This is a genomic window from Candidimonas nitroreducens (assembly GCF_002209565.1).
Taxonomy (GTDB): Bacteria; Pseudomonadota; Gammaproteobacteria; order Burkholderiales; family Burkholderiaceae_B; genus Candidimonas; species Candidimonas nitroreducens.
The window spans coordinates 1-14707 of the sequence record NZ_NJIH01000001.1; the positions used below are offsets into that span (position 1 = coordinate 1).

13 protein-coding genes are annotated in these 14707 nt (G+C 62.5%); 9 read left to right on the top strand and 4 right to left on the bottom strand.

What is annotated here, in order from left to right; all coding sequences use genetic code 11:
- Positions 1 to 257: 257 nt before the first annotated feature.
- From CEY11_RS00005 to CEY11_RS00030, 6 genes are all read left to right on the top strand, one after another.
- Positions 258 to 1139, top strand: a complete 882-nt coding sequence (locus CEY11_RS00005; protein WP_143322629.1) for a cupin domain-containing protein — start codon at positions 258 to 260, stop codon at positions 1137 to 1139.
- Between the two features lie 156 nt (positions 1140 to 1295).
- Positions 1296 to 2258, top strand: a complete 963-nt coding sequence (locus tag CEY11_RS00010) for a Bug family tripartite tricarboxylate transporter substrate binding protein (RefSeq protein ID WP_158215144.1) — start codon at positions 1296 to 1298, stop codon at positions 2256 to 2258.
- A gap of 33 nt (positions 2259 to 2291) precedes the next feature.
- A complete protein-coding gene (locus CEY11_RS00015; protein WP_088601302.1) occupies positions 2292 to 3383 on the top strand; it encodes an Ldh family oxidoreductase in 1092 nt (363 codons plus the stop codon).
- Positions 3380 to 4549 carry a UxaA family hydrolase gene (locus CEY11_RS00020; protein ID WP_088601303.1) on the top strand — a complete coding sequence of 390 codons (1170 nt, stop codon included), beginning with the start codon at positions 3380 to 3382 and terminating at the stop codon, positions 4547 to 4549. The genes CEY11_RS00015 and CEY11_RS00020 overlap by 4 nt, the downstream gene beginning before the upstream one ends.
- 12 nt (positions 4550 to 4561) lie before the next feature.
- Positions 4562 to 6151 (top strand): UxaA family hydrolase, encoded by a 1590-nt coding sequence (locus CEY11_RS00025; protein ID WP_088601304.1) that lies wholly within the window; start codon positions 4562 to 4564, stop codon positions 6149 to 6151.
- A gap of 174 nt (positions 6152 to 6325) precedes the next feature.
- Positions 6326 to 7411, top strand: coding sequence for a mannonate dehydratase (locus CEY11_RS00030; protein WP_088601305.1), 1086 nt, complete (start codon positions 6326 to 6328; stop codon positions 7409 to 7411).
- Positions 7412 to 7459: 48 nt separating this feature from the next.
- On the opposite strand, the gene CEY11_RS00035 is transcribed toward CEY11_RS00030, so the two are convergent.
- Positions 7460 to 8521, bottom strand: a complete 1062-nt coding sequence (locus tag CEY11_RS00035; RefSeq protein WP_088601306.1) for a LacI family DNA-binding transcriptional regulator — start codon at positions 8519 to 8521, stop codon at positions 7460 to 7462.
- Between the two features lie 262 nt (positions 8522 to 8783).
- Between CEY11_RS00035 and CEY11_RS00040 the strand changes: the two genes are divergently transcribed.
- Together CEY11_RS00040 and CEY11_RS00045 are read left to right on the top strand one after the other, a co-directional pair.
- Entirely contained in the window at positions 8784 to 9767 is a 984-nt protein-coding gene (locus CEY11_RS00040) for a Bug family tripartite tricarboxylate transporter substrate binding protein (RefSeq protein ID WP_088601307.1), read from the top strand.
- A gap of 110 nt (positions 9768 to 9877) precedes the next feature.
- Entirely contained in the window at positions 9878 to 11056 is a 1179-nt protein-coding gene (locus CEY11_RS00045; protein WP_088601308.1) for an L-talarate/galactarate dehydratase, read from the top strand.
- An 80-nt stretch (positions 11057 to 11136) separates the two neighbouring features.
- On the opposite strand, the gene CEY11_RS00050 is transcribed toward CEY11_RS00045, so the two are convergent.
- The 3 genes from CEY11_RS00050 to CEY11_RS00060 are packed head-to-tail and all read right to left on the bottom strand — an operon-like array spanning position 11137 to position 12767.
- Positions 11137 to 11433, bottom strand: coding sequence for a Dabb family protein (locus CEY11_RS00050; protein ID WP_088601309.1), 297 nt, complete (start codon positions 11431 to 11433; stop codon positions 11137 to 11139).
- A gap of 49 nt (positions 11434 to 11482) precedes the next feature.
- Positions 11483 to 11935 carry a nuclear transport factor 2 family protein gene (locus CEY11_RS00055; RefSeq protein ID WP_088601310.1) on the bottom strand — a complete coding sequence of 151 codons (453 nt, stop codon included), beginning with the start codon at positions 11933 to 11935 and terminating at the stop codon, positions 11483 to 11485.
- Between the two features lie 22 nt (positions 11936 to 11957).
- Positions 11958 to 12767 carry an RraA family protein gene (locus CEY11_RS00060; protein WP_088601311.1) on the bottom strand — a complete coding sequence of 270 codons (810 nt, stop codon included), beginning with the start codon at positions 12765 to 12767 and terminating at the stop codon, positions 11958 to 11960.
- Positions 12768 to 12957: 190 nt separating this feature from the next.
- Here CEY11_RS00060 and CEY11_RS00065 point away from each other — a divergent pair, with 190 nt between their 5' ends.
- A complete protein-coding gene (locus tag CEY11_RS00065; protein WP_088601312.1) occupies positions 12958 to 14577 on the top strand; it encodes an IclR family transcriptional regulator domain-containing protein in 1620 nt (539 codons plus the stop codon).
- The last annotated feature ends 130 nt before the right edge of the window (positions 14578 to 14707 follow it).

The following is a 14707-nucleotide window of genomic DNA, read 5'->3' on the forward strand; positions in this document are numbered from 1 at the left end:
TGTTTTATAACCCCGTTCGCATACATTCCACATTGGGGTACTTAGCCCCCGACGCCTATGAGCAAGTAGAAGCCCAAAAAACTCGCTTTAAACTGTCTACTAAAACTTGACCACAACAAGGCCTACATCGCGGCCCGGATAGCTGCGGGCGATGCGTTGTGGGGTGTATTCCCCGCTGATGACCGAACCAAGGCGGATTATCAGAATTGGGTGTCGAGTGGACGCCCGCTCGTGGCGGCCGCGCCTCGGGAGCATTCATGAGCAAGGCGCGTCCCGTGAGGATGGGAACACTGATCGATTGCGAGGCGCACGCCCCGCAAATCAGGTCGTCCGATGGCGTCTGCCACTGGGTGTTGCGTTGCGCCCGCTTCCTGGTCGTCTTGACGCGCACGGTCGATGAAACCACGTTGGTGCGTGAATCGGACGTGGATGAACACATGGCGATCATTCCCCCCGGCATGGAGGCCGTCGCCGATGTCGAGGGCGACCGGCGGGCGTCTTCGGGTGACGCTTTGCTCATTATGCCGCCCGGACGCAGCGAATTGCGCCTGCGCGGAGGCGGCGTCTTGACGCGGGTCTTCTCGAGCCGGGCTGTCGACCTCGCGGCAAGGGCCGTCAATGCGGCAGACTATGAAACGCTTGAGCCAAGTTTGCGGCAGGTAGCCGATTGGCCGCCGCCCCTGGAGGGATATCGCCTACGGCACTACGCCTTGTCGGGATACGCGCCGCATAAGGGCATTTCCAGGGTTTTCCGCTCGACGAACCTCATGGTCAACATCATGTTCCCCTACGAGTCACCGCGTGATCCGCACGATTTGATGCCTCATGCGCACGAGGATTTCGAGCAGATCACGGTCACTCCGGCAGGGCGGTTCATTCATCATCTGCGCACCCCTTGGGACATGGATTCCGCGCAATGGAGGGATGATGTGCACATGCGGGTCGGCAGCCCGTCAGCCTTGTCCATCCCGGATCGCCTGATCCATACCACCCAGGCGATGGAGGCGGGATGTCGAATCATCGATGTATTCGGGCCTCCTCGTATGGACTTCTCTCTTGTCCCCGGCATGGTTCTCAATGGCCACGAGTATCCCATGCCTGAAGCGGGGGCTGGAGCCTCGGGTCTCGAAGATACATAGAAGATATACATAGGGGTCTCAGAGGCCTCGCAAGCGGCAATAGTTTTCTGAAGCAAACCATAAGGTGCGGCATGTTGCGCCGAGCACCGCGGCAGGGTGTTGCCTTTCGGCACGCTTCAAACAATGCAATTTGAAATCAAAAACCAGGAGATATTCATGCGTGCACTGATCAAGGCCTTCTATTTGATGATGGCGTTCGTTTTTTTGCCCTCCGCGTGGGCCGGAGCTTATCCGGACAAGCCCATACGGCTGATCGTCCCTTATGCCGCCGGCGGTGCGACAGATGTTCTTGCACGTATGCTGGCCATGAAGATGGGAGCGCTGCTCAAGCAGCCTATTATCGTGGTCGACCAGGCGGGGGCTGGCGGCACGATAGGCGCTGCCAATGTCGCGCACGCGACCCCGGACGGCTATACGTTATTGTTTGGTACCAGCTCCACCCAGGCGATCAACCCTGTCGTCTACTCGAAGCTGAGCTACGATGCCGTCAAGGACTTTGCGCCCATTACCACCGTGGCCATGAGCGACTACGCTCTAGTAGTTCCTGGCAATTCTCCCTATAAGACTATAGGCGAGCTGCTGCATAGCAAATCGTCCAAGCCTTTGCGGTATGCGTCGAATGGCGTCGGCACCACCAGTCACCTTGCGTCGGCGCTGCTGGCTATAAAGACCGGGCTCAATGTCCTACATATTCCGTATCGCGCCAGTGCGCCCGCCGAAAACGACCTCATGGGTGGGCAAGTCGATTTTCTGATCGACAATTCGTCGACCGCGGTACAGAACGCCAGCACGGGAAAACTGCGGATTCTGGCGACCACGGGCGCTGAGCGCGGAGACATCACCAAGAATATCCCGACGCTTGCCGAAGCGGGTGTAAAGGGCTACGAGATAGTAGGCTGGTGGATGCTTGTCGCTCCCAAAGGAACTCCGGACAACGTCCTGGAAAAGCTGCATTCCGCGGCCGTCCAAGCCATGAAAGACCCGGAGGTGGCCAAACGCATGAAAGCGCTTGGTGCCTCGCCCACTCCGTCTTCCAGCGAAGATGCACAGAAGTTCGTTGCGTCCGAGCTGAAGAAATTCAAGGACATAGCCGCCGCGATCCATCTTCAGCTGGATTGACGTTTTTTTTGAAACACTAATGGAGCCATCATCATGCCGATACGCGATTACGCTCGCTTTCCGGTGGTCTCGGTAGTCTCGGTTCTTCGCCGGCTTTTTATCTGCGAGGGCCTCGACGCGGACAAGGCGCGCAGCGTATCGGAAGCCTTGGTTCGCGCCGATATGATGGGCCACCATAGCCATGGCGTGGCGCTTGTTCCTTGGTACATGCAGGCGCTGACGTCGGGGCAGATGGCACGGCAGGGCGAGCCTGCCGTGCTCTCCGACAGGGGCGCTTGCATTGCCTGGCAGGGGAATCGCCTGCCCGGAGCCTGGCTGCTGGACTTGGCTTCTGATTTGCTGATCGAGAGATCGGCGCAGTTCGGGGTGGTAACCCTGACCATCGCCGGCGCGCATCACACAGGCGCGCTGGCGGTCTACTTGCCGCGGTTCACTGAACGCGGATTGATGCCGATAATCAGTTGCTCGGGGCCGGCGGCCCAAGGCGTTGCGCCTTACGGCGGACGGCAGGGCGTGTTCACGCCCAACCCCCTGGCCTGCGGCATTCCCAGCACGGACGATCCCATACTCATCGATATTAGCGCGTCGATCACCACTACCAACCGAGCGAGGCAATTGACACAGGCTGGAGAGCTGTTTCCGGCCGAATGGGTGCTGGATGCGCAGGGCTGCCCGACACGGGATCCCGCCGCATTGACCTCCGGCGGGGGAACCCTGCTGCCCGTGGGGGGGCTGGATCACGGCCACAAAGGCTACGCAATGGCCTTGCTGGTCGAAGCGCTCACTCAAGGCCTGTCGGGGCTTGGCCGGCACACCGCACCTACAGGGGTGCTGATGAACGTTTTCCTGCAGGTCATCGACCCTGGCGCTTTTGGCGGCGCGGATGCCTTCAAAGAAGAAATGTCCTGGCTCAGACGCTCCTGTAGGGATAATCCGCCTCGTCCAGGCGTAGAGCGTGTGCGTGTTCCGGGCGAGCATGGTTTGGCCGAAATGCGCCGGGCGCAAGAGCAGGGGGTCTTGCTGCCCGCGGCGGCATTGTCCGGACTGGGCCCATATTTGAATAAGCATGAGTTACAGTGGCCCGACTGTGTCGAGGCCGGGTCAGCACGGAGAGTCGAGCAATGAACAAAGAAGCAAGCGATTTGCGGTTCCAAGGGTACCTGCGCAAGGACGGCAAGGTCGGGACGCGCAACTTCCTGGCCGTGGCGATCGTGGGAAACTGCGCAGCCTCGGCCGCGCGCATGGTAGCGCAATGGTTCACCCCGGAACGCCTTGCGCGATATCCCAATGTCGACGGCGTAATTCCCGTCATACACGAGTTGGGCTGCGGCATGGAAAAAAGCGGCGAGCCCATGAACTTGTTGCGCCGTACTCTTGGAGGAGCCATACGCAACCCCAACGTTGCAGGTGCGGTGGTAATGGCTCTGGGTTGTGACCGGAACAATATTTATGCCTTTCTCGAGCAAGAGCATCTCGAGGTCGGGCCGGCTTTGCAGTCCGTGGTACTGCAGGAGGTCGGAGGAACCGCCCGGGCTGTCGAGCGAGGCGTGGCGGCGATCGAAGCCATGCTGCCGTGGGCGAATGAAACCAGCCGCAGGCAAGTCGCGCTCGAGCACTTGTGCGTGGGCGTCCTGCTGGAGCGGGAAGTCCGTGGATCCATGTCGCACGCGGCGATCAACGCGGCGGTCGACCTGCTTGTGGCCGCCGGCGGTACTGTGGTGATGTCGCAGACCATGGATGCCGCCACGGAACTTGCCGGGAGATCCACCGAAACGTCGCGCCAGGCGCTGGAGCAGCGTATTCATTGGTGGAAGTCGCAATTATCGGCTGCGGCGCCGGAGCATACTGCTACCGCGGCGACGCCCGCCCCGGGCATCCCTGCATACACCGGGCGCGCACATGTGGAAGACGTGGTCGCCTATGCGCACGCTGTGTCGGGTTCGGGCTTGATACTGATGGATTCTCCGTCCAACCTTGCCGTGTGCGCCACCGGGCAGATTGCCGCCGGCGCGACTTTGCTTTGTGCGTCGGCCCGCGGCGCTGATGTGTTCAACGCTGCGGGGGCACCGGCAATGTGCATGTCGGCAGCCGACCGCAGTACGCCGGGCCTGAGTGCCGATCTGGACTTGTATTTCGACGCGGATGCCTTGGCCGTTCAGTCGCCCGAGCAGTTGGGATCGATTCTCTTGAATCAATGGATTGCTCATGCGGGCGGTGAGCCGACCAGGGGCGAGGAGTTCGGCATGGCCGAGACCGGATTTGCGCCTTGGCCTATCGGTGTATTTGCGTAAGGAATGATCTCCATGGAAACCAAAACCGTCGAACCCAAACCCTTGAATATCCCGGTTGCAAGCGCGCCTGGCGCTGCGGCCTTGCGCAACCCCTTCATCAGGCTGGATCCCAACGACAATATCGTGGTCGCCCGCGTCGACGTTCCTGCGGGAACTTTCGTGCACAGCGTGGGGGTGACGACACTGCACCGCGTGCCAGCGGGGCACAAGATTGCGGTGCGCGGTTTGAAGAAGGGCGAACCGATTTTGAAACACAACACCACGATAGGGTTTGCCGGCGAGAATATCGAGGCGGGAAGCTGGGTTCATAGCCATAACATCGAGTTCGGCAACCTGGTGAAGGACTATCGCCACGGCCTCGATTATCGGCCGACGGAGTTCCTGCCTTTCGAGCAGCGTGCCCGGTTTCAGGGCATTGTACGCAGCGACGGCTCCGTGGCAACCCGGAATTATGTCGGTGTCATCGCGGTCAGCCAGCGGGCCGCTGCCGTGGTGCGGAAGATATGCGCTGCATTCGGCGCCGACAAAATGCAGCAATATCCGCAGGTCGATGGCGTCGCGCCCTATACCTATACTCTGGGCGCCGATGAGAGATCCGCAGAGGAGGCCATCGGCGTGCTGCAGCGAACCTTGGCCGGGTACGCACGCCATGTCAATCATGCCGGCGTGCTGCTTGTCGCGTACGGGGAAGAGCACTTGGGTATCGAGTCGTTGCTGCAAAACGAGGCGCTTACGCCTTCCGAGACATTGCGGACGCTGGTCATACGCGATGCCGGCGGCATATCCGCCGCAGTGGCGCAGGGCGTGCAGGCCGTCGAGAACCTGCTGGCTACCGCGAATCAGGTGCGGCGCGAAAGTGTTTCCGCCGAACATATCGTCGTCGCGCTGCAGTGCGGCGGCTCGGACGGCTTCTCGGGCCTTTCGGCAAACCCGGCCTTGGGCAGGGCCATGGAACTGCTGATCCGCAACGGCGGTACGGCGGTGCTGTCCGAGACCTCCGAGATTTTCGGCGTCGAGCAGACATTGACCGCACGCGCCCGGACTCCGGACATCGGACGCAAGCTGGTGCGCCGCATCGAGTGGTGGCTGGATTACAACCGGGGCCGGGACACGCAAATCAACGGCCAGGTAAGCCCTGGGAACAACGCGGGCGGCTTGGCGAATGTGCTGGAGAAATCACTGGGAGGCGTAAAGAAGGGGGGCAATGCTCCATTGATGCAGGTCTATGAATACGCCGAGCCTATCAAAGAGCATGGCCTCGTCTTCATGGATACCCCGGGCTATGACCCCGTGGCCGCCACGGGCCAGATCGCCGGCGGTGCGAACTTGGTATGTTTTACTACCGGCCGAGGGTCGTGTTTCGGCTCGTTGCCCGCGCCGACCATAAAACTGGCCAGCAATACGCCGATGTTCGTCCGCATGGAGGCTGATATGGACATCAACTGCGGCCCGGTGATCGATGGCGAAATGGATATCGAAGAAATGGGGCAGCAGATCTTTGCCCGCATTCTTTCCCACGCCTCGGGGGTAGCGACGAAAAGCGAATCTCTGGGCGTCGGCAGCAACGAGTTCGTGCCTTGGCCGGTGGGCGTCATGCGATAACTGCCGCTATTGAGCCGCGTGGGTTCCCATAACGTGGGATTTCTATAAGAAATACCGGCGCATAGGCCAAAAAATACTTTTGCGGAACCGATGCGGCATGCAGAATGAATACGTGTTCATTCTTTGCTGCGGTTCGGGTCGGAGGCGTTCGACTCGATCCGAACCGGGATTCTCATGTATATCAGCGAGCAATTGCTCAATCCGGACGAACGTCGGCTGCGTCTGTCCGCTCAACTCGGTGTGGAGCACGTCGTCCTGGACAATCGCGGCACCGAGATGGTGTCGGCTGCGGGCGGCGTCAATGCCTGGGACTCGGCCAGGCTCAAAGCCTATCGGCAATGGGTCGAAGGTTTCGATCTGAAGCTCGATGTGTTTGCATTGGACGTCGGGTCGATTTTGCTGGATTCCTTGCTGGATCTGGAAGGCGCCCGGCGCCAGCGCGACGTCCTGGCGCAGAACATAAAAAAGGCTGCGGATGCCGGCATCACTTGTTTGAAGTACAACGTGCAGATGGTGGGCATTACACGTACCGGCATGAAGCCGGGGCGGGGTGGGGCACGCAACTCGAGTTTCGTCCATGCCGAGTATCGGCCGGAAGAAGACCGCAAGCATTCGTATTGGGGGGTGGGCTACCCTACAGATCAGGCAGAGGGCGGAACGGATACGGCGATGCTCTGCGGCCAGAAGGTTGCGCGCGAGGTGCCCCCGGTGACGGAAAAGGCGGGATGGGATGCGATCGAGTTCTTGATCGAAGGCCTGGTGCCGGCCGCCGACAATGCGGGCGTGCGCCTGGCGTGCCATCCCCACGACCCGGCCTATCCGGTGGGTGGGTTGAACGGTGTCGAACATGTGGTGGGTTCGGCAGACGGGTTGCGTAAATTCTTGTCGCTGAGCTCGAGCCGCAACCATGGATTGAACTTCTGCCAGGGGACGGTTGCGGAAATGTTCCGTGACCCGGGTGCGGCGATGATTCCGGTCATAGAAGAGTTTGCCGCCACCGGCCGGATTTTCATGGTGCATTTTCGCAATATCCGCGGCGGCTACCTGGATTTCCAGGAGGTGTTCCCGGACGAAGGCGACGTGGACATGTTCCAGGCCATCAAGGCTTACCAGCGAGGCGGCTATGCCGGGCCTCTGTGTCCCGACCACGTGCCCATTTCAGCTCTGGACGAGAAGCGCGAGCGTTTCATGGCGTTTGCCCTGGGCTATACAAGAGGCCTGCTGCAGGCCGCGGGCGTCTGGCATACCCCCGCAAGATGACTGCGCCGTGCGGGTGGCGCCGCCACGGGTGGCCGCTGCGGCGCCCGGTTATGCGCTTTCCCGTTCGATAATTTCGAAACCGACGTCCAGGATGCGTTGGTGGCGAGCCCGAGGCTCGCCACCGAATCTGCGCAACAAGGCTTGCGCAGTCTGCCGCCCGATTTCCCGCGCCTGTACCCGTACGGTCGTCAGGGGCGGGTAGCTGGCTTCGGCCATGGCGAGATCCGAAAAACCGATGACTGCCAAACGTCCGGGAACGTCCCAGCCGCGGCGGCGGCATTCCAGCAGGGCGCCCGCGGCGAGGCTGTCGTTGCTGCAGAACACGCCCTGGATGTCAGGCTGTTTGCGCAGCAGCGAATTCGCGGCCTGGGCGCCCAGGGCGATGGATGAAGGCGGGTGCAGCAGCTCGGCATGCGCAGGCTGGGCTCCCAGCGCCGCCAGGCCCCGGTTGAGGCCGGCCAGGCGCTTCAGCGAGCGTTCTTCGCGCGCGCCGATGAAGCCGATGCGCAGCCGTGCACGACTGCCGAAATAGGCGGCCACGGCCTGGCCCGCGCCCGTATTGGAAAAGCCCACCACCGTATCGATAGGACTGTCGGTCAGATCCCAGGTCTCGATCACGGGCAGGCCGAGCTTGCGCAATTTGCCGCGGACGCCGCGGTCGCGGGTGACGCCGGTGAGTACGATCGCGTCTACGCGCCGGCCGAGAAATGCATCTACGAGGCCGGCTTCCGCACGGGGATGATAATTGGACTGCGCCAGCATCAAGTGATAGCCGCTGGGCCCCAGCACTGCCGCCAGCCCCTCCATGGTGTCGGCGTACCATGAGTTCGACAGTGTGGGCACGATCGCGCCCACGATGCGTGAGCGCGCGGAAGCCAGGCTGCCCGCGGTCAGATCCGGCACATAGCCCAGGCGCCGGATTGTGTCGAGCACCTTGGCCAGCGTCGCGGGTGCCAGCGTCTCGGGATAGTTCAGTGCGCGCGATACGGTCACCCGCGCCACCCCCGCGGCCTGGGCCACGTCTGACATGCGCACCGGCTGTCTGAGCCCTGATGCCGAGGACGAAGAAGATACGGAAGTGGCTGCCGGCGCGCCGATCCGTTTTGCCATGGTTTTACCTCTGTTTGCCGTGGATGCCTGGGTACCGGGATCCGGATGCGGCGTGGCTGCGATTTTGTCTCATATCATGAGACTGAAGCTCTCGAGCAGCGCCGGCACCGCGTTTTGCAGCTTGCAGTATGGGGCCTGGGCGACAAAAATGGAAGCGCGTCCATATTGGAAGATGCAATTTGCTTTGATCCGAATGTGCAGGGCGTTCTTCGTTCGCACAAATGGCCGAAACACCACTAATTCAGTTCGAGGAGATAAAGGCATGAAAAACTACCGACACCTTCTGGCGGCCTGGTCGCTGGCGCTGGGTGCCGCGCTGCCCGGGTTGGCCCAGGCACAGGACAATTACCCTTCGCGGCCCGTCACGGTCATTGTTCCCTTCCCCGTGGGCGGAACCAGTGACATGATGGGGCGCATGATGGCCGATCAACTCGGCAAGCAGCTGCACCAATCCTTTGTGGTCGAGAACAAGGGCGGGGCCGGCGGCATGATCGGTACGGGCGTTGCCGCCCGGGCCAAGCCGGACGGCTACACGCTGCTATTGTCGGGCATAGGCAGCAACGCCATCGCCCATGGCCTGGAGCCCAAGCCCGCTTACGATTCCATGAAGGATTTCGTGCATATCTCTCAGCTGGAGTCGGGCCCGAACGTGCTTGTGGTCAATCCCAAGTTTCCGGCCAAGACCTTCAAGGAGTTTGTAGCGTATGTGAAAGCCCACCCCGGGCAGGTCAATTATGCTGCTACGTATGCGTCGTCCGGCCAGCTGTCCATGGAGTATCTCAAGCAAGTGGCGGGGCTGAATATCGTCGGCATTCCTTATCGTGGTGGCAATCCGGGGCTGACGGACGTAATGGCGAACCGGGTGCAGACCATGTTCGTCAATCAGGATGCCGTGCTCGGCCAAGTGCGCGCGGGTACCCTGCGTGCATTGGCGGTAACCAGCGCCAGGCGCAACCCGCAGTTTCCGGACGTGCCGACCGTGGCCGAATCGGGGTACCCGGGCTTTACCGCCGTGTCCTGGGTCGGCCTGTCTGCGCCGGCGGGGACGCCCAAGGCGATCGTCGACAAGCTGCAGCAAGCGCTGGCCCAAGGATTCGGGCCGTCTTCGCCGGCACGCGCCAAGCTCGAGGCCAGCGGTTTTGTGGTCGTGGTGTCCAAGCCGGAACAATATACGGCTTTCTTGAAGTCGGAAATCGAGCGCTGGGGCAAGGTCATCAAAGAGGCCGGCATCAAGCCGCAGCACTAATGCAGTGTCTGGCGCAGTATTCATAGCAGTATCGATAGCAGGCCGGGCGCTTCCAGGCGCGGTGTCCGGCGAGCAGACAAGGTGGCGCCGCAGTCATTTCAGGATGGAACATGAGCAAGTCCAAGCAAACACTTTCCCCAGGGCAGGCGCTGCCGGTACTGGACACCGACCGCATAGAGCGGGTGCGTGTGTCTCTGGCTTTTCTGCCCCTGGCGGCGCCCATCAGCGACGCCAAAGTTCTTACGGGCCGCCAGAAGCCCTTGACCGAAATAGCTTTTATTTTCGCGGAAATCCAGACCCGGGACGGCCATGAGGGGGTGGGCTTCGGTTATTCGAAGCGTGCCGGCGGCCCCGGCATGTATGCACATGCCAAGGAAATCGCACCGAATCTGATCGGCGAAGATCCGAACGACATCGCCAAGATCTGGAACAAGCTATGCTGGGCGGGCGCTTCGATGGGGCGCAGCGGCCTGACTACCCAGGCCATTGCTCCCTTCGACATAGCCTTGTGGGACATGAAGGCCAAGCGCGCCGGCCTGCCGCTGGCGAAGCTGCTGGGGGCGCAGCGTGATTCGGTGCAGTGCTACAACACCTCGGGCGGCTATCTTTCCATGCCCTTGCCCCAAGTGCTGGATAACATCGACGCCGCGCGCGCCAACGGCATCGGAGGCATCAAGATCAAGGTCGGCCAGCCCGACACGGCGGCCGACTTGAAGCGTGTCGAAGCCGTGCGCAAGCATCTGGGCGACGATTTCTGCTTCATGGTCGACGCCAATCAGCAATGGGATCGCGGCACGGCTCAGCGCATGGGACGCACGCTGGAGCAATACAATCTGGTGTGGATCGAAGAGCCGCTGGATGCCTATGACCACGAGGGCCATGCCGCATTGGCCGCAAGCTTGGACACTCCGGTTGCCACGGGAGAAATGCTCACCAGCTTCGGCGAGCACGCGCAGCTCATTACCTCGGGCGCTTGCGATTTCGTGCAGCCCGACGCTCCGCGCGTTGGCGGCATCACGCCATTTCTGCAGATCATGAGCCTGGCCGATTTTAAGGGCCTGAAGCTCGCGCCTCATTTCGCCATGGAAATCCACTTGCATCTGGCGGCCGCCTATGCGCGCGAACCCTGGCTCGAGCATTTCGAATGGCTGGAACCTTTGTTCAATGAGCGCCTGGAGCTGCGCGATGGCCGCATGCTGGTGCCGAACCGCCCCGGCCTGGGCTTCAGCCTGAGCGAACAGACGCGCAAGTGGACCAGCGAAAGCGCGTCGTTCGATGGCAAATCGTAATCGCTGAAATTTGCGGAAGCCCCGTTTGCCGGGCAGCCGGGCTGCAGTGGTGGCTCGGCCGGGGCTTCGGCAGGCTGGGCTCAGGGCGCCGTGTAGTCCACGGCCGCCCATTCGAAGTAGGGTTTCAGATCGGCGACCAAGGCCTGATGCAGCGGGTGGAACAGATAGGCGTCCAGCGCCTGCGCATCGTCCACTTCCGCCTCCAGTACGTAGTCCCAGCTGATGGCGCGCTGCAGCTCGTTGGGGGCAAAAAACCACTTCCGCACCGCCGGAATTTGCGAGCCAAGCCCGGCCATGCGCGCCGTAAGGGCCTGCTCCTTGTCATGGTCGGGCCGGCCGCCCGGATTGCGGCGGAACAATACGATGTGTCTTAGCATGAAGCGATCTCCGGATCGCGGGCGCCGCAGGGGTGCCCGCGGATCTTGTTCATAAACTGCCGAGATGGTAGCCGCGGCCGGAATAGTCGAAGCCTGCCAGCTCATTGATTGGCGTCTCCGGATTCGCGGGCGAGGCGTAATACGCGCGGATTTCCGCGATGCGGCCGGTTGCGGGGTCGAAGTCGTACCACTCGGCGCCGCGCAGTGCAGTGCCCGACTTGTTCTTCCAGTGGGTCCATTCGATCATGGCTTCCGGCGAATCATGGCTGACGATGATGCGCTCGATGGTCCATTGAGAACCCAGGGTCTGGACGCACCATACCCATTTCCGTGCAATCGTATCCGCGCCGCGCCAGGGCACTTCGGGCAAGCCCGGTGGAAAATAGTGCACGGCGTCCGGTGTGAAGCAGTCTACCAGCGCTTCGTAGTCGCCGGCATTGCAGGCGGCGAAATAGCGTCGGATCAGCGCGGCGTGATCCTCCGGGGTGTGTCGTGAATTCATGCAGCTTCCCTTTGTTGTGGATTCAACGCGAGCCCAGCGGGCGGGCCGGCGCAATCGCCGGCTTGCCCGCGGCAAGCCAGTCCCGGTACTGGCGGCGTGTTGCGTCGCTTGGCGGGTACAGGCCCCACAGCGGTTCGCCGGCCTGGACTCGCAAAGCCAGATAGGCCTCGATTTCGTCGCGCTGTTCGCACAGGTCGGCCATTTCTTCGGCAAAGTGGGCGGGCACGACAGTGATGTTGTCGCCGTCGCCATGGATCACGTCGCCGGGGTAGACCGCCACGCCGGCGCAGCCGATGGGCACCTGCAGATCCGCCACATGATGGTAGGCCAGCCGGGTGGTTGCCGTGACGCCAGTGCTCCAGATGGGAAAAGCCAGCTCCGACAGCTCGGTGCCGTCGCGGAAAGTGCCGTCGGTGACCACGCCGCGCGCGCCGCGCATCATCATCCGGGTGATCAGCATATTGCCCATCGATGCGGCGCGGCCGTCCTTGTTGCTGTCGATGACGAGCACGTGCCCGGGCTCGATCTGTTCCACGCCGACCCATTGCAGATTGTCGGCCGATGGCGATGTGGTCAGGTTGCCGTAGATGTCCACGTCTTCGCGGGCCGGGATGAAGCGCATCGTGTATGCGCGGCCCGCGAAGCGCTGGGTCTGCTTGTTCAGCGGGCGCAAGCCGTGCATGACGGGTTGACGGAACCCTTTGATATAGAGCTGCGTGGTCAAAGATCCGCTGCTCACGCGGGCCAGCCGATCCAGTATTGCGTCGGACACGTGGGGCGCGGCCTTGTGGCGGGGAATTTCGGCAAGAGGTGGGGGAGCGTTGAGAGTCATGATTGTCGTAGCTGATGCGTATGTGGGCGTGGTGTTCCAGAGCTTGGGATAAAACGTGCCTGAACCGTACCTGTCCGGCAGTCCTGGCGTACAAAGGCATGGTAGACACATGGGGGGAAACTTAAAATACGGATAAGCGGCCCGGCTCTCGTGGTCGTGGCGGAATTTCCATATATTGAGATAAAACACTATGCCCGTGAACCCTGGCGATGGAACCGGAGCCATCGAGAAGGCCATCGACGTGCTGGAGAAGGTGGGGGCGGCGCCCGACGGCGTAAGCCAGGCCGAGCTCGCTGCCCAGCTGTCGCTGCCTCGCACTACGGCTTACCGCCTGCTGGCGACATTGGTGGCGCGGGGCATGTTGCGCCGTGATCCCCTGCGCAAGGTGTATCGCCTCGGGCCCCTGTGCTTCGAGATGGCCAGGCGCGCGTACATCATGCCCGACCTGGCCGCCGCGGCCATGCATGAATTGCGGGGCTTGCGCGACCTGACCGGGGAAACCTGCTACCTGGCCGCGCTGGACGGCCTGGAGGTTGTTTCCCTGGAGCGTTGCGACGGGGCGCACAGCGAAAGGTCGGCCGCCGCGCTGGGCCAGCGCAAGAGTGTGTATTGCACCAGCCAGGGCAAGGCGATCTTGTCCGCGATGGCGCCCGAGGCCCGCGATGCCCTGGTGCGCGAGCTGTCGCTCAAATCATTGACTCCGAACACCATCACCGACCGGCGCCGATTGAATGCGGAGTTGAGAATAATTTCGGCGCGCGGCTATGCCATCGACGACGAGGAAATCGTGCCGGGGGTGCGCTGCGCCGGGGCGGCCATCGTCGATGCCCAGGGCGCGGTGCGCGGCGCCCTGAGCGTTGCGGGCCCCGCGTATCGGCTCACGCGCGAGCGCCTGGAGCTTCTGGGCCCCGAAATTGCGCAGGCGGCAAGACGGGTGGGGGCCCAGCTCGCTCCCATGCGGGCTCTGCAGGAGGATGCGGTGGTCAGGGCCGTGTCCAAGCCCTGGGCTTTCCACGGGGCGTTTCCCGCCTGGGACTCGGCGCGGCAAAGACTGGTGTGGGCGGACACTCTCGCGCCGTCGATACGGGTTTTTGATCCGTGTTCCGCTTCTCCGGCGGGCGGCGATTTGGCCTTGCTGGATATGCCCGTCCGCGGCTTGATGCTGCATGGCGACGAGATCTGGGTGGCGCGTGGCGAAGGCTTGGTGGCGGTTGCGCCGGACGGCAGCTGCCGTAGTCTCGGCCCATGGCTGCGCGGCCTGTGCCACGCATTTTGCGCAGGCGATCAAGACGATATCTGGGCGGCGCTGCCGGCTTCGGAAGACACGTCGTCCACGGTAGTGGGGCTGGCCAGCCCCGACGGCGGCTTCAGCGCCCAGTGGCAGCTGAGCGAGGCCGTGCAAGCATTGCGCTGGTCCGCGCAGGACGGGCTGCTGTACGCGGCGGCGCCTGATTCGGGCTCCATACTGGTGTTTAGGCCCGGTACGGCGGCCGTCAGGCGTTTGGCTACGATGCCTCGGGGCGCCGGCCGGGTCTGCGGCCTGGCACTGGATCCGGCCGGAGGCATCTGGGTCGCGCTGTATGAGGGGTGGAGTGTGCTGAGGTTCTTGCGGGACGGCTCGCTCGATCGAGTCGTCGGACTACCCGTGCCGTGTCCCACCGACCTGGCGATCGGTGGCCAAAATCTCGATAAATTGTACGTAACGACAGCCCGGCAGAACGTCCCATTGGAAATGCTGGCCAAGGCTCCCCTGTCCGGCTGCCTGTTCGAGATGCCCGTGGCGGATCTGGGCGAAGAGGCATTGGCCTGATCGCGGGCCGCGATCCGGCCGGCGCCGGCTGCGGTGGCGACGCGGCGTAGGCAAGCGCTGTCGGCCCGGGGCGCCGGGCAGGAAGCTGGCCAGCGCGCATCTGGGTGCCGGGCTGCCGGGTTTTGCCCTA

What these genes read in the sequence shown, in the direction of transcription:
- CEY11_RS00005 (WP_143322629.1), top strand. Translation starts at nt 258, where the DNA reads ATGAGCAAGGCGCGTCCCGTGAGGATGGGAACACTGATCGATTGCGAG.
- CEY11_RS00010 (WP_158215144.1), top strand. Translation starts at nt 1,296, where the DNA reads ATGCGTGCACTGATCAAGGCCTTCTATTTGATGATGGCGTTCGTTTTT.
- CEY11_RS00015 (WP_088601302.1), top strand. Translation starts at nt 2,292, where the DNA reads ATGCCGATACGCGATTACGCTCGCTTTCCGGTGGTCTCGGTAGTCTCG.
- CEY11_RS00020 (WP_088601303.1), top strand. Translation starts at nt 3,380, where the DNA reads ATGAACAAAGAAGCAAGCGATTTGCGGTTCCAAGGGTACCTGCGCAAG.
- CEY11_RS00025 (WP_088601304.1), top strand. Translation starts at nt 4,562, where the DNA reads ATGGAAACCAAAACCGTCGAACCCAAACCCTTGAATATCCCGGTTGCA.
- CEY11_RS00030 (WP_088601305.1), top strand. Translation starts at nt 6,326, where the DNA reads ATGTATATCAGCGAGCAATTGCTCAATCCGGACGAACGTCGGCTGCGT.
- CEY11_RS00035 (WP_088601306.1), bottom strand. Translation starts at nt 8,521, where the DNA reads ATGGCAAAACGGATCGGCGCGCCGGCAGCCACTTCCGTATCTTCTTCG.
- CEY11_RS00040 (WP_088601307.1), top strand. Translation starts at nt 8,784, where the DNA reads ATGAAAAACTACCGACACCTTCTGGCGGCCTGGTCGCTGGCGCTGGGT.
- CEY11_RS00045 (WP_088601308.1), top strand. Translation starts at nt 9,878, where the DNA reads ATGAGCAAGTCCAAGCAAACACTTTCCCCAGGGCAGGCGCTGCCGGTA.
- CEY11_RS00050 (WP_088601309.1), bottom strand. Translation starts at nt 11,433, where the DNA reads ATGCTAAGACACATCGTATTGTTCCGCCGCAATCCGGGCGGCCGGCCC.
- CEY11_RS00055 (WP_088601310.1), bottom strand. Translation starts at nt 11,935, where the DNA reads ATGAATTCACGACACACCCCGGAGGATCACGCCGCGCTGATCCGACGC.
- CEY11_RS00060 (WP_088601311.1), bottom strand. Translation starts at nt 12,767, where the DNA reads ATGACTCTCAACGCTCCCCCACCTCTTGCCGAAATTCCCCGCCACAAG.
- CEY11_RS00065 (WP_088601312.1), top strand. Translation starts at nt 12,958, where the DNA reads ATGCCCGTGAACCCTGGCGATGGAACCGGAGCCATCGAGAAGGCCATC.